Here is a 14,682-nt window from a genome sequence, read left to right on the forward strand (position 1 = left end):
CCACCTTCGTCAGTGGATGCGGGTTAAGCTTTCCTGCTGCAAGGGCCATAGCCCCTGCGCATTGCCTCAACATTCTGTGTTCAGAAAAATCCGGGGTGCCACTACTCAAACCAGACACCCCGGAAGTCACACTGAGCAGAGGTTAGAAGTCTACCTTCATATTCGCACCGATCGTACGCGGCCGCTCGAAGATGCCGCTGCTATCGCTCGAGCCGCCGCCAACAATGACATCCGACCGACCCTGAAGCGCACGCTTATTGAAAAGGTTCGTGGCATAAAGCCCAATCGTCACATTATCATTCGTAAACGACAGGCTTGCATCCACCAGCGTGCGAGCGTCTACTTGAACCGGATAAGTGGAGGTAGAGGCACTATAGCTCGATATAAACTTGCCCGTATAGCGCACCCCAAAACCTGCGTTACCGCTCCAGCTGTCTGTCAGGTCGAACATATAGTCGGCCTGGAACGAGCCTTTCCATTTCGGCAAATCGGGAAGTTGTTCCCCTTCCACGCCGCCAATGCCTGGCTCATCCTCATTCAGCTTGCTGCGCGAATAGGTCACGTTCGTCGTCAGCTTCAGTGCATCCGTCGGCCGAATGTTGAAAGAGCCTTCGAAGCCATGTGCACTCAGCCCGCCAGCCGCGTTACCGCCTGTGTTCACACCGCTAAATGAAGTGAAAGCCTGGAAATTGGCCCAGTCAATCATCCACAGGGCAACGTCATAAGAGAAAACATTGCCATCAGTTGCTCCCTTTGCGCCAACTTCATAGCTCCAGACGTTATCCGGATCGATCATGGGTGGCGCGAGGTTGTCACCCGTTGCAGGGTCGAGGATCGGAATGTTGGCAGACGCTGGACGGTATCCGCTTGCCACCCGAGCATAGAGAGAAAGATTGTCTGTGGGACGATAGCGGGCCGAGAAGAGGTAAGTGTCTACTGTATCTTTGATAGGATCGCTTTCAAAGACGGCATCACCCAACAGAAGCCCGGTCGAAACATACGACAGCGTGGTCTTGTTCTTGCTAAGGCGCATGCCCGCAGTAACGTCAAACTTTTCGTTGAAATAATAGGTTACGTCACCAAAGCCCGCGTATTCCTTATACTCAGATGGGAAGGAAATAGTCAGCAAGTCAAAGGCTGGGGTCGAGATAAGGTCCTGGCCATTGGCCGTCGTTTCTTCCGAATAGTAAAGACCGGCGATCCACTCGAAGTTGCCCATACGTTCTGAGGTCAGTCGAACTTCCTGCACGAACTTTTCCGAACCCGCCAGCAGGTCGAAAATAACGCTGGTCGTAGTCCCGGGGGCGCGGCCAGCATAGAAATCCACTACCGGTCCGTAGATCGACGTATAATCCGACGATCCACCGAAAGTATACTCCACACGGCTCGTGGTTGAAGTCAGCGTCACTGTATCAAAATCATAATTTATGCTGCCGGACATGATTTCATAATCAAGGTAGTTTTCGCCCGGTGCAGCAATGGTCGTATAGCCGTCAAACATCGAAGTGTCCGAGGTGGTATGCCCAGCGAGTTGGACACCGCTATCGATACCGTAGTCCGTTTCTTGTTTCATGTATTTGAGGCGGATACTCAACTCTTCTGTCGGCGTGAACAGGAGATCCGCTGCATAACCAAGGTTCTCGGAACCGTCGACGTCATTTTCGACCAGTGCCCCCGTTGCCGGGTTCACCTGATCAACATAACCGCCAATATCCTGCCAGAAGCCCGACACAGTGATACCAAGTTTGTCTTTGACAAGTGGCACACTGACGCGGCCGTTATACACTTGGCTCATCTCGCCGCCGTCTGTCGTCGCGATGTCGACACCGGCAGTAACCCGCATTTCTTCCATCGCTGGGTCACGAGAGATATAGCGCATCATACCACCCACGGATGTTGCACCGTAAAGCGTGCCCTGCGGGCCTTTGATCACTTCAACACGCTCGATATCCATCAGCATGGCATCAAACATTACTGTGCTGCCACCTGAGAAAGTGCTGTTGGTAGAAATTGGCGTGTCATCAAGATAAACACCAAACACCGGAATAGACGAAGACTGCGGCACACCACGGGCGGAGATATTGCCAAAGCCCTTGGTGCCGATGTCAGTATAAGCCACACCCGGCGTATAATTGAGGATTTCACCGACCTGCTTGAGGCCCTTGACGGTAAAGTCACTTGGGTTGATAGCAGATACTGCCGCTGGCACGTCTTGCAGGCTTTGCTCCCGCCGGCCGGCGGTCACGATAATTTCTTCCAGCACCAATTCGGTAGACTGTTCTGCAGTGTCCTGAGCAGCCACGCTTACCGCGCTCAATCCACTCAAACCTGCAGCGATGCCGATGGTGGATACGGCATTCAATAACGAATTATTTCGGAAAATGCTTTTTTGCATCCTCACCTCCCTGAATTTCCCACGTTGCGCTCCCCGCGCCGACAATTCCTGTTCTGTTTGATTCGACTATAACCGCCTTAATTGCTTTATCAAGCATAAATTGGCAGCCTTAATTATTATTTTAACCGCTTTAATTGATATTTTCTAAGATTGTCGCGTTGAAAAGGTCACGCATTCTGTTTAATAATGCCATGAGAAGCCGCCGACAGCGGCCATTTGGGGTGGACAAGGTGGAACCGAGAAGGGCAAGGGATGATAAGAGAAGATCTGCAGAATAGTGATGCGCGCAAAGCGTCCGAATTGATCATGGATGCAATTGTGACGCAGAAACTGGCACCGAGTCAGAAGGTGTCTGAAAATATCTTCAGCGACATGTTTGGCATAAGCCGCACCATCTCCCGCAACCTGATTGAGCGTTTGATCGCCAAACAGTTTTTGGTCTCTGTGTCGCCCCGCGTCACGGTGGTCGCGCCGCTTACACTGCTTGACATCAAGCAGAACTTCACACTCCGCAAGGTTCTGTTACCCGCCATCTTCGCGCTTACAGCCGCCAATGTGGATTTCGAGAAGATGAAAAGGATCAACAAGGAAATAGAAGAACTCCAGCCGATCAAAGACGACGAAGCAGCGCTCAACCTCCTCAAGAAGAACAAGGAACTGAACCTTATTTTCTGTGAGAACGCCGGTTACCCACTGATGATTGACTGGGCAAGGCAGCTTGAAGACACCGCCATGCGCATCTATTGGCTGTATCTCAAAACGCAAAAGCGCTTTCCTTATTCAGCTGACCAACAGGGCATGACCATTGAGGTAATGAAAAGCGATGAACCCAACCGTATCCGCACGGTCATCCATGACATCTTGACCCAGACCGAAGAACGCATCCTCAACACCATATTCTCAAACGAGCAGTTCTATACCCAAGACCTGACGGTATAAAAACAGCGCGCGAAGCTCTAAAGCTTTCGGAGGCATCACCGTGTGAAGGCCGGGCGCTTGATATAGCGCCCCTCACCTTTCTCGACCCGCAACTCACCTCTTGTGTAACGCACCTTGCCTTGGCTTATAGTGCAGGACGCAAGGCCGGTTACCTCCATACCTTCAAAAATATTGAAGTCCACATTCTGACGGTGTGTCTTCGCTGAAATGGTTTTGCTCGCCTCTGGGTCCCAGACCACGATGTCCGCGTCTGCGCCCACATCAACACGACCCTTACGCGGGTATATGTTGAAAATGCGCGCCGCATTAGTGCTTGTTGCAGCGACAAACTCTTCCATTGTCAATCTGCCTGTGCGCACGCCGTGGGTCCATAACACCGCAAGCCGGTCTTCCACCCCTGCTGTGCCATTGGGTATTTTGGTAAAGTCATCACGCCCTATTGCCTTCTGGTCGGCACAGAAACAGCAGTGATCGGTAGCTGTGGTTTGCAGGTTACCCGACTGTAACCCTTTCCATAGCACATCCTGGTGCCGCTTCTCCCGGAAAGGCGGTGACATAACGTGGGCAGCCGCATAGTCGAAGTCAGGATGTTTATAAACGCTGTCATCAATCAACAAGTGACCTGCTAGAGCCTCACCATAAATCCGCTGCCCGGCAAGGCGCGCACGGATAATTTCGTCAAGCGCGTCTTTGGTGGACACATGCACGAGGTAAAGCGGCACACCTATAACCTCCGCGAGCCGGGCGGCACGATTGGCAGCCTCGCCTTCCGCAGCCGGCGGGCGGGATAAGGGATGAGCCTCAGGCCCGGTCTGTCCTTCAGCCATCAGTTTCTTCTGAAGTTGGTAAACCAGTTCCCCATTTTCAGCATGGGCAGTAACAATTGCCCCAAGGTCGCGGGCACGGCAGAAACTGTTATAGAGCACCTCATCCTCAGCCATGATGGCGCCCTTGTAGGCCATGAAATGCTTGAAGCTGTTAATGCCCTCTTCTGTCACCAGCGTGCCCATATCTTCGGCCACACCTTCGCCCCACCATGTCACAGCCACGTGGAAGCTATAATCAGCGCAAGCCTTCTCCGCCCATTCACGCCAGGTACGGTATGCCTCCATCAACGGCTGCTGGGGTGCAGGGATCACAAAGTCGATAATCATGGTCGTACCGCCCGCAAGGCCTGCGGCAGTACCCGTGAAGAAGTCTTCTGAAGCCACAGTGCCCATGAATGGCAATTGCATATGGGTGTGGGGATCAATGCCTCCCGGCATGACATATTGCCCGCCAGCGTCAATCACTTCTACGCCTGATGGCACCTCAAGGTCAGCGCCCACCGCCTTGATGGTGTCGCCCTCAATATAGACGTCCGCACGTTTACGGGCATCCGCATTCACAACTGTTCCACCACGTATAAGAAGTGCCATATCGGGTCTCCTGACTTACTTTTTTGCCATGATGAGATAGAGGCCACCGGCAACAAACAGCCCCACAAACCATGCATAGCTATAGAGTGTATCGAAAATTACGGGCACGCTCTCAAGCGCCCCGGCCGCATGCAGGAAGCCGGGAAGATTGGGGGCTATGCCCACAACAAGCGCAACCAGCCCCGCCACGTTCCATGCGCCATACTGGCCTGCGTGAGAAAACAGTGCGTCCCTATCCAGCTCACATTTCCGGATCAGGAAATAATCCGCGATCAGTATGCCTGCTATAGGGCCAAGGAGCGCGGAATATCCCACAAGCCAAACGAACAAATACCCTCCGGCTGTCGCCAGCAATTTCCAGGGAAAGATTGCTATGCCAATGCCTGCGGTAATGTAACCGCCTGTTTTGAAACTTATTTTTGATGGACTCAGATTTGAAAACCCATAAGCAGGCGCAACCACATTGGCTGCCAGATTGGTTGTCAGGGTCGCCACAACCAGCGCGGCCAGCGCAACCACGACGCCCAAGCCTCCCATGCGGCCAGCAAGGGCCACCGGGTCCCAGATCGCTTCGCCATAAATCGTCACTGTCGCCGAAGTCACCGCCACACTGATAAAGGCAAAAAGCGCCATCGGCAGCGGCAAGCCAAGCGCCTGGCCGATAATCTGGTCCCGCTGTGATTTGGCAAACCGGGTAAAATCCGGGATATTGAGCGCCATTGTGGCCCAAAAACCTACCATGGCCGTCAGGCCCGCGATGAAGGTACCAAGGAACTGCCCTTCTTTCGCCCCTCCTTCAATAAACTGGGAGGGCGAAGACAGCATCACACCAAACCCACCCGCGTTTTGGTAGGCCCATATAAGCAAAGCCAGCCCTGCCGCGAGCAGGAAGGGGGCCGCATAAGTCTCAAGCCAACGGATCGATTCCGTACCGTGTTTAATAAAATAGAGGTGCATCGCCCAGAAAGCCATGAAACAGATAAACTGCCCAAAGCTGATTCCCAAAAACGGAAGCGCGTCGCCCATAATAGCGCCATCCGTCAGGGCATTTATAATCACATAGATGGCAGAGCCGCCTACCCATGTGTTGATGCCAAACCAGCCACAGGCCACCAGACCCCGCGCCATTGCAGGGATGCGCGCACCTTTGGTGCCAAACGCAGACCGCAAGAGCACAGGAAACGGCACACCATGTTTTGCCCCTGCATGGCCAATCAGGATCATGGGAATAAGTACAATCGCGTTACCCAGCAACACCGTGAGCACAGCCTGCCACCAAGCCATGCCTTCAGAGACGAGTCCCGCCGCCAGCATATAAGTGGGAACACACACCACCATCGCAACCCAAAGAGCTGCGAAGGCCTTCCAGTCCCACGTGCGTGCAGCACTTGCTGTGGGCGCCAGATCCTCATTCCAAAGGTCAGCGTCAAATTTGCTCATTGTCCCCTCCAAAAAGCTAAACTCGGACCTCCCCCAAGGCCCGGAGCTTGATACTATTCGCCGTCAGTGAGCCTTCCGTATGTACTTGGGCGCCTGTCCCGGAAGAATTGCCAACCGTTGCGAACTTCTGGCACAAGGCTCATGTCCATATCGTGGACAATCAGCTCATCCTTGTCACGGCTGGCGCATGCTTCAATCTGGCCGCGTGGGTTCACAAAGTAGCTCTGGCCGTAAAACTCGCCGATATCCCAGGGGTGCTCATGCCCCACCCGGTTAATCGCCCCAATCCAGCATCCATTAGCCGCAGCCGATGCCGGTTGTTCCAGTTTCCACAGATACTCTGACAGGCCCGCCACAGTGGCAGACGGGTTGACGATATATTCAGCCCCATTAAGGGCCAGCGCACGCCAACCTTCCGGAAAGTGCCGATCATAACAGATATAAACACCGAGTTTGCAATATTGCGTCTGGAACACCGGCCAGCCCGATGAGCCCGGCTTGAAGAAAAACTTCTCCCAAAACCCGGCAACCTGCGGGATGTGGGTTTTGCGGTATTTGCCCAGGTAGCTTCCGTCAGCATCAATCACAGCGGCGGTATTATAATAAATACCGGTCACATCATCGCGCTCATAAATGGGCACAACAATCACCATCCTGTATTTGGCGGCATATTCCTGCATCAGCTTGGTGGTCGGGCCGTCTGGGATCGGTTCCGCGCTTTCATACCATTTCGCGTCCTGGCTTGGACAGAAATACGGCTGGGTGAAAACCTCCTGAAAGCACAGAACCTGCACGCCCTTTTCGCCAGCCTCTTCGATAAGCGGGATATGCGCGTCAATCATCGCCTTGCGAATAACTTCCGGTTCATTGTCGGTCGAAGCCTTGAGCGCCATCTGGATGAGGCCGCCCCTGAGTATTGCCGTGGTATTACTTGCCATTTGGTCCCCCTCATAATCCCGCATGCGGGTGAAATCGCCGATCTAGATTAGGTTCATTGAGCCGCTTTCATTGGATTCAGCGGGTGTTCCGGCCAACTGACATACGGTTTACCATTGTCAACCGGGCGCATTTCAATGCAGTCCGGTACCGGGCAAATCATGGCGCAGAGGTTGCAGCCCACACAGTCCTCATCAACCACAGTGAAGCTGCGCCTGCCGTCTTTCCCCACCTTATAGTCAATCGCCTGATGGCTTGTATCTTCACAGGCAATATGGCACCGCCCACACTCGATGCATTTGTCAGGGTCAATAAACGCCTTGGTATCGAAATTCATATCAAGCGCGTTCCAGTCGACAGTGTTTTTCACCGCCAACCCACGAAAATCCACAATCGTCCGGTAACCCTTCTGGTCCATAAAGGCGGAAAGCCCGTCGATCATGTCATCGACAATACGGAAACCATAAAGCATGGCCGCAGTGCAGACCTGCAGGGCATTGGCCCCAAGCGAGATAAACTCAGCTGCGTCGCGCCAGTTTTCAATGCCGCCGATGGCCGAGATATCCAGCCCCTGCGTGTCTGCTGACCGCGCGATTTCCGCTACCATGTTCAACGCAATAGGCTTCACCGCCGCACCACAGTAACCACCGTGAGTGCCTTTGCCGCCCACCACGGGTGTTGGTGCCATCGCGTCAAGGTCAACGGATACGATGGAATTAACCGTATTGATGAGCGATACAGCATGTGCACCGCCCTTTTTTGCAGCCTCTGCCGACCACAGGATATTGGTGATATTTGGAGTCAGTTTGGTGAAAACCGGCAGGTCAACCGCTTCCCGTATCCAGCGCGTGGTTTGCTCCACCATCTCAGGCACCTGCCCGATGGCGGAACCCATACCGCGTTCGCACATGCCGTGAGGACACCCGAGGTTCAACTCAATACCGTGCACGCCTGAGTTGGCAATCTTGATCGCAAGTTCTTTCCAGGCCTGCTCATCAATCGGTGCCATCATTGAGCCTATAATGATCCGGTCCGGCCACTCTTTGCGTGTCTGCTCAATTTCCCTGAGGTTCACCTCAAGCGGGCGGTCTGAAATCAACTCGATATTATTGATGCCGATAATGCCGCGGCCTGCGTTATGGTGCACACCGTAACGGCTGGAAACATTCACCACCGGCGGGTCTTCCCCCAACGTTTTCCAAACAACACCACCCCAGCCCGCTTCAAAAGCCCGCACAACATTATAATATTTGTCGGTTGGCGGCGCAGATGCCAGCCAGAAGGGATTGATGCTTTCAATGCCCGCGATAGTGCATCTCAGGTCAGCCATACTCACCTCCTGCGCTTTCAAAAAACCTGTCGATGGCATGCGCCGCGCGTTTACCATCTTCAACAGCCTGAACGGTAAGGTCTTCACCCGATTTCACGCAATCACCACCTGCAAATACGCCATCCAGTGACGTCATGAAATCGCCGCCCACCTTGAGCTTTCCGTCCTGCACTTCGAGCCCATCGAGCATGTTTTCGTCAAGCTTCTGACCAATAGCTTTCAACACATGGTCGGCGGCTATATCGAAGTATTCACCACTGCCTTCAAGCTTTCCATTCGCGCCCACCTTCGTGCGCTCGAACGTAACAGAATTTACCTGACCCACACCATTAATGCTGGTGGGCCGCGCCCACAGGCATACGGTAACGCCGCTTTGGCGCGCCAGTTCAACCTCAAAGCCTGTGGCGCTCATGGCATCTTCGTCGCGGCGATATACCAGCGTCACCTCTTCCGCCCCCAGCGCACGGGCCTGCACGGCAGCGTCTATCGCCGTATTGCCACCACCAATTACCACCACACGTTTGCCTACCTGCATGGTGGCCTTGGGTTCGGTCTGGCGTAGCTCCTCAATAAAATCGATCGCGTCTTGGACACCCGCCATGTCTTCGCCGTCCAGGCCCAGCCTATTGCTGCCACCAAGGCCAACAGCGACAAACACGGCGTCAAACGTCTCTCGCAACACAGGCAGCGAGACATTACCGCCGAGCGTTTGCCCATGTTTGATCTCGATACCGCCAATCCCCATCAGGAATTCAATTTCCTTCTGGGCAAAATCATCAACCATCTTATAGGCCGCCAAGCCATATTCGTTCAGCCCACCGGCTTTTGGTCTGGCGTCAAATACCGTCACCCCGTGCCCGAGCATGGCAGCCCGGTGGGCACACGACAGCCCGGCTGGCCCCGCGCCAACGACAGCAATACATTTGCCGCTCTCCGGCTTGCGCTCAAACGGGTGTTTGCCGCCCTGTGCCATCAGGTGATCCACCGCGAAGCGCTGCAGGAGGCCGATCTCAACCGGCTCTTCTCCGCTGTGGTTGCGCACGCACGCTTCTTCGCACAGTACCTCTGTGGGGCACGCACGTGCACAAGTGCCGCCCATGATATTCTGGCTGAGGATAGTTTTCGCCGCGCCCTCCACATTCCTGGTGCGGATCTGGTGAATGAACGTCGGGATATCAATGGAGGTCGGACACGCTGTTATGCATGGCGCGTCATAACAGTAGATACAATGATCAGCCGCCGCCATCGCCTGAAGCTGGTTCAGGGGTTTGTGCAGGTCTTCGAAGTTGGCAGCAATCTCGCCCGCTTCCAAACAGCGTCCGGGTGCTGCCCCGCATAGCTTGTGCGCCATAAACGCCCCCGCCAATTTCTCCCGAAACTACGCTACCCATTCCTGACCCTATAGTCAAGAATGGGTATATACCAAACTATAACCGAGGGTGTGCTAATGTGCTGAGGTTGAACCAGCTTTCTTTGCACACAACCCTGCGAGCCCACACTGAATTGTATAGTGCAAGTATTACGATAATTGATATTGCCATATGTTATTCTAAACACTAATACAGTCTTTATGGGCTTGTTAAGACTGTTTGGGGGCAGTGAGTATGGGGTTTCTAAGAATCGGCTTGAGCGCGATTGTGATCGTTCTATGGTCCACTCTGGCAATATCGACAGGCGCACGCGCCGACAAGACCAGCATTGAAGATTTCGCTCGAGCTCCTCGTTTCCTTAGTTTTTCAATCTCACCTGATGGACAGCAATTGCACTATCAAGAGCGCATCGGGAACAAACGCTTCCTTGTGATCGCCCGTATTGCAGAGGACGGCCTGACGACAGCTCTGAAACAGCCTATCGCCGATGACATATACGCGAGCGGTGCTTTCTGGATTAGCAACGACAAGCTGTTTGGTTATGACGCGCGCTACAAAGGTGAGCTGCCCGCGCGTGAGGAAGAGCCGCAGGTCACAGCATGGGTCATGAACGCGAACGGCAACAACAGGAAAGTTTTGTGGCAGGAAAAGCCCTCACCCCAAAAGAAGCAGCGGAGGAAGGGGCGCAAACGCAAACCAACACACAAGGTTACATTTGGTCTACTGCATTCACTGCCGAAAGAGCCCGATTATGTGCTCCTGAACCGTATTGAAGAGACACCCGAAAAACGAGATGACACCGAACTGGATGTTGTGAGCGATATCTTCCGGATGAATACCGCCACTGGTGAGATGAAACTTGTGACACCCAATCACGGGATTGAGGGTGCCCGAATGTTCAAATGGGTGCCTGACCACACAGGCAGCATACGAATGGGATATGGTGAAGTAGGCGAAGACGACGAGCCCGTGCTGCTCGTTCGCAAGGACGCCAACAGCGACTGGACCCGCCTGCATGACAATGACTTATTTGGGCGAGAAAAATTTTCCCCGATTGCCTTCGGTGCCGACCCTGACATCCTCTATGTCTCGTCTTCCCTCGCCACAGGGCGAGATGCCATCTACCGCTTCAGCATCAAGCAAGGACGACTGAAGGGTAAAATCTTTGCACACCCAGAGGTCGATGCTGAGCAGTTGTTCTTCTCAAACGACTATAAACGGGTGGTTGCTGTTTCCTATTATGACGACGAATACCGGTTGGAAATTCTGGACGAGGACTTCCAAAAGCGCAGGGGCAAGATCGCAAAAGCAATTGGTACTGATAAAGTCTACCTTGGCGAAACGGACGAGACGTTTACCCGCCAGCTTGTGTGGGTTGGCGATGAACGCTCCATGGGACAGCCTTGGCTCTATTTCGAAGCCTCAGGCAAGGCACTTCCTCTGCCCAACCCCGCGCCATGGCTTGACCCAGAGACAGCCGCGCCAATGACAAGCGTCCGCTATCGAGCGCGGGATGGCCTTGAAATCCCCGCCTACTTGACATTGCCGAAAAACACAGAACGTGACCAAAACCTGCCGGCTATCCTTATGCCACATGGTGGCCCCTATGTGCGTGATTATAAAAGCTGGGATTATTGGGCTCAGTTCCTCGCAAATCGCGGCTACGCCGTATTGCAACCCAACTTCAGGGGCTCATCGGGATACGGTCATCGCTATACCGCCATGGGTTTCGGGCAATGGGGCGACGATATGCAGCAAGACATTGCTGACGGTGCAAAATGGCTCATAGAGCAAGGCATCTCTGACCCAAAGCGTATATGCATTGTAGGCGGTAGTTACGGCGGCTACGCAGCTCTGATGGGCCTGGTTCAGGATAGCGATCTCTTTCGCTGCGGCATTGCCTGGGCGCCCGTTACAGATCTCAAGAAAATACTGTTGCAGGATAATGCCTGGGATAAGGACTACGCCTGGTATTGGCGGGTAACAGGCGGACGCTCGAGCAAGGAACTCAAAGCAATATCACCGGCCTATCTGGCGCGAAAAATCACACGGCCCTTGTTACTGATGCACGGGGACCAGGACGATATCGTATTTATCGACCAATCCCGTATTCTGAACAAGGCCATGAAAAAGCGCAAGAACCCGGCCCCATTCCAATATCTGGAGTTTCCGGGCCTAGGGCACCAGATCGAGACAGAAAACGCCAGAGCGAAATTCCTGCGGACGGTGGAAAGTTTTCTGCTGCAACACAACCCGTCGGAACAACCAAAAAGTACAAATATTGCCGCAAATGATGGGGGAGAAAAATAACCATGTTTAACCGGGAAAAATACCTGACCATGTCCATGTTGCTTGCCTGGAGCATCAACGCAGCAGCACCCATCGTCACAGCCGCGGACACCATAACAGAAGCCGAGAAGCAGACCATATACAGAGTCAGCGATTTCGTGGGTGAGTGGAGCGTAAAGGGTATGCAACTCTCCCATAACGGAAAAAGATTAGCTTTTTCAAGATCTTACGAAGACAAGACTTACCTTAGCGCCGTTGATATTAAAGGGTCGGAGCTTCACGGCCTCACCGATATCCCGTTTGGTGAAGACAATTTCCCGATCAACATACGGTGGGCCACTGATGAACGGCTTGTGTTCACGCTACGACGGAAAACCAAAGTCGCCAGATCGAAGTATTATGCGTGGTCGGAAGTATTGATGAGCGTAAATGCTGATGGTTCCGACCTGCAACTGTTACGGACTGACGGGGGCGGCAGTCGCGGCCTCAAACATATTGACAACGCCGATGTCATCAGCCTTCTGCGTGATGATCCAGACCATATTCTGGTTGGTAAATCAAGGCGCCGCAACTGGGTGCAGGAGTATTATGACGGTGCTATCGATGATGTGCACAAACTAAACATCAAAACTGGCGAAATGTCCCTCTATATGAAGGGGCCAAAGATCAGTAGCTTCAAATTCCACGATTGGTATGCAGACCAGAAAGGTCACATCCGGTTCGGCTACGGCTATGACCGCAAGGACAACAGCGTCATGATCATTCGTGGCCGCGGCGATGACGACTGGAAAGTCCTGAACGATAATGAACTGTTTGAAGAAGGCAAGTTCCTGCCGCTCCAGTTCGGGGCCGGTGACAACGAATTTTACGTCCTGTCTTCACTCGCGACGGGCCGCATGGCGGTTTACCGCTTCGATATTGCAACTGGCACCTTGGGTGAACAGGTTTTCGCCCATGGCCGGGTGGATGTCACTGGCATTATTTACTCCTTCGACAAGGGCAAGGTCGTGGCCGCGGAATATAACGAAGGCGGGCCCAAACTGCAGTATCTGGATGAAGAATATGGGAAACTGCGCGACGGTATCGCACGAGCGCTCAAAACCGGTTTCTCTCTATGGTCAACTAGCGACGATGACCAGAACATGATTGTGCTGCAGGGCGATGAGCGGGATGCCGGTTCCTACTACTACTATGACGCAATCGGTAGGAAATTGAACTATCTGGGCTCCCGAATCCCCAACCTGAACCCGGATCAAATGGCGAAAATGGAGAGCGTCTCCTATGAGACAAGGGATGGTTTGACGATTGACGCGGTCATGACCAAACCGCGCCTGAATGACGGAAAGCCGCTTCCTTTTATTGTTTTGCCGCACACAAATCCAAACAGCCGCGATTCGGTAGAATGGGATCGCACCGTACAGTTCCTAGCAAACCGCGGGTATGGCGTCCTCCAGCCGAACTACCGCGGATCTTCGGGCTTCGGTCAGCGTTTTCGGGCATTGGGACGCGGCGAGTGGGGTCGTGACATGCAGAATGACCTAGTGGATGGTGTTGAGTGGATCATAGAAAATGGGCATGCGGAACAAGGCCGGATATGCATCATGGGCCGGGGCTATGCTGGATACGCAGCGCTGATGGGCGTCGCCAGGGATGGCAACTTATTTTCCTGCGCCATCGGTCGCGATGCGCCAGTGGATATCAAAATGATGCTCAAAGCTGAACGGTCTCTGGACGAAGATGATGAAAGATATTTGGAAGTCGCGGGGGACCTGAAGAAGAAAGAGCTAAACAGTATTTCTCCTGCCGACTTGATCGAAAATATCAACAGCCCTGTGCTTTTGTACCATCGCGAAGATGCTTATTATGAGGTCCGGCAGACTCGGAAGTTCGTAAAATCCCTCGTTAAAGCCAAAAAGCCTGTTGACTATCTTGAAGTAGAGCAAGCAAAAGGCGCAAACCTCTATGACGCGAACGAGGATGACGAACAGTTCCTCGCGCTTGTTGAAGCCTGGCTCCTAAGGGTAAACCCCACCCCGTTTCTGGAAGAAGCAAACAGAGCCGGGAAGGTTTCAAATATGCCACAAACAACAAACAGCAGCCGTTAACCAGAAGGCCTCAACAGAGGCTTCCTCGAATTGGTGTTCAGCTATTTCTGAGATGAGAAAATTTTGCATATTCTCAGAGATACTAAAAAATTGCACAAAACATGATTATGCAAGCTGAACCAACACGGTTACGTATCCGGTCGTTGATCGTCAGCGTGGGGCTCCAGCCAAGCCGGAGAGTCAAACATCCTCCTAAGTATTCGGCCGAGAGCGTCAGTTTCCCTCCGACCGGTTCTACGAAGTTTTTTGGGGTAATTGGGGCATGGTCCCGATCTCGTCTTAGCGAGTGAATTTCACCTCACCTGCTAATCACGCCCTGCTCCATATCGTTACTATAGTAAATAGCCCTGCGATAGATAACACCGCTAGGAACAATAGATCGTCCTAAATTAACATAGCATTCTAACCGCCTGTTTCAGCTATGAACGGATGATAGGGCTCGAACGTCCTCGCTGAAGCA

General features: G+C 53.2%; 9 protein-coding genes. 3 read left to right on the plus strand and 6 right to left on the minus strand.

Going from position 1 to position 14,682, the window contains the following annotated elements; all coding sequences use genetic code 11:
• Positions 1 to 142: 142 nt before the first annotated feature.
• Positions 143 to 2,395 carry a TonB-dependent receptor gene (locus tag ACOOGA_RS04025; RefSeq protein WP_417460426.1) on the minus strand — a complete coding sequence of 751 codons (2,253 nt, stop codon included), beginning with the start codon at positions 2,393 to 2,395 and terminating at the stop codon, positions 143 to 145.
• A 252-nt stretch (positions 2,396 to 2,647) separates the two neighbouring features.
• Between ACOOGA_RS04025 and ACOOGA_RS04030 the strand changes: the two genes are divergently transcribed.
• The gene (locus ACOOGA_RS04030) at positions 2,648 to 3,334 is read left to right on the plus strand and encodes a GntR family transcriptional regulator (protein ID WP_417460427.1); all 687 of its coding nucleotides are present in this window, start codon (positions 2,648 to 2,650) and stop codon (positions 3,332 to 3,334) included.
• 35 nt (positions 3,335 to 3,369) lie between these two features.
• Here ACOOGA_RS04030 and hydA read toward each other — a convergent pair whose 3' ends face one another.
• The 5 genes from hydA to ACOOGA_RS04055 are packed head-to-tail and all read right to left on the minus strand — an operon-like array spanning position 3,370 to position 9,809.
• Positions 3,370 to 4,752: a dihydropyrimidinase gene (gene hydA / locus ACOOGA_RS04035; protein WP_417460428.1), complete on the minus strand. Its 1,383-nt coding sequence runs from the start codon at positions 4,750 to 4,752 to the stop codon at positions 3,370 to 3,372.
• Between the two features lie 15 nt (positions 4,753 to 4,767).
• Positions 4,768 to 6,192, minus strand: coding sequence for an NCS1 family nucleobase:cation symporter-1 (locus ACOOGA_RS04040; RefSeq protein WP_417460429.1), 1,425 nt, complete (start codon positions 6,190 to 6,192; stop codon positions 4,768 to 4,770).
• Between the two features lie 53 nt (positions 6,193 to 6,245).
• Complete coding sequence (locus tag ACOOGA_RS04045) at positions 6,246 to 7,130, minus strand: nitrilase-related carbon-nitrogen hydrolase (protein WP_417460430.1); 885 nt, start codon at positions 7,128 to 7,130, stop codon at positions 6,246 to 6,248.
• A 53-nt stretch (positions 7,131 to 7,183) separates the two neighbouring features.
• Positions 7,184 to 8,458: an NAD-dependent dihydropyrimidine dehydrogenase subunit PreA gene (preA, locus tag ACOOGA_RS04050; protein WP_417460431.1), complete on the minus strand. Its 1,275-nt coding sequence runs from the start codon at positions 8,456 to 8,458 to the stop codon at positions 7,184 to 7,186.
• Positions 8,451 to 9,809, minus strand: a complete 1,359-nt coding sequence (locus tag ACOOGA_RS04055) for an NAD(P)-dependent oxidoreductase (RefSeq protein WP_417460432.1) — start codon at positions 9,807 to 9,809, stop codon at positions 8,451 to 8,453. The genes preA and ACOOGA_RS04055 overlap by 8 nt, the downstream gene beginning before the upstream one ends.
• 253 nt (positions 9,810 to 10,062) lie before the next feature.
• On the opposite strand from ACOOGA_RS04055, the gene ACOOGA_RS04060 reads away from it, so the two are divergent.
• A complete protein-coding gene (locus ACOOGA_RS04060; RefSeq protein ID WP_417460433.1) occupies positions 10,063 to 12,138 on the plus strand; it encodes an alpha/beta hydrolase family protein in 2,076 nt (691 codons plus the stop codon).
• A gap of 2 nt (positions 12,139 to 12,140) precedes the next feature.
• Entirely contained in the window at positions 12,141 to 14,222 is a 2,082-nt protein-coding gene (locus tag ACOOGA_RS04065; protein ID WP_417460434.1) for an alpha/beta hydrolase family protein, read from the plus strand.
• Positions 14,223 to 14,682 lie beyond the last annotated feature (460 nt).

This window comes from Kordiimonas sp. (assembly GCF_965216265.1).
Taxonomy (GTDB): Bacteria; Pseudomonadota; Alphaproteobacteria; order Sphingomonadales; family Kordiimonadaceae; genus Kordiimonas.

What these genes read in the sequence shown, in the direction of transcription:
- ACOOGA_RS04025 (WP_417460426.1), bottom strand. Translation starts at nt 2,395, where the DNA reads ATGCAAAAAAGCATTTTCCGAAATAATTCGTTATTGAATGCCGTATCC.
- ACOOGA_RS04030 (WP_417460427.1), top strand. Translation starts at nt 2,648, where the DNA reads ATGATAAGAGAAGATCTGCAGAATAGTGATGCGCGCAAAGCGTCCGAA.
- hydA (WP_417460428.1), bottom strand. Translation starts at nt 4,752, where the DNA reads ATGGCACTTCTTATACGTGGTGGAACAGTTGTGAATGCGGATGCCCGT.
- ACOOGA_RS04040 (WP_417460429.1), bottom strand. Translation starts at nt 6,192, where the DNA reads ATGAGCAAATTTGACGCTGACCTTTGGAATGAGGATCTGGCGCCCACA.
- ACOOGA_RS04045 (WP_417460430.1), bottom strand. Translation starts at nt 7,130, where the DNA reads ATGGCAAGTAATACCACGGCAATACTCAGGGGCGGCCTCATCCAGATG.
- preA (WP_417460431.1), bottom strand. Translation starts at nt 8,458, where the DNA reads ATGGCTGACCTGAGATGCACTATCGCGGGCATTGAAAGCATCAATCCC.
- ACOOGA_RS04055 (WP_417460432.1), bottom strand. Translation starts at nt 9,809, where the DNA reads ATGGCGCACAAGCTATGCGGGGCAGCACCCGGACGCTGTTTGGAAGCG.
- ACOOGA_RS04060 (WP_417460433.1), top strand. Translation starts at nt 10,063, where the DNA reads ATGGGGTTTCTAAGAATCGGCTTGAGCGCGATTGTGATCGTTCTATGG.
- ACOOGA_RS04065 (WP_417460434.1), top strand. Translation starts at nt 12,141, where the DNA reads ATGTTTAACCGGGAAAAATACCTGACCATGTCCATGTTGCTTGCCTGG.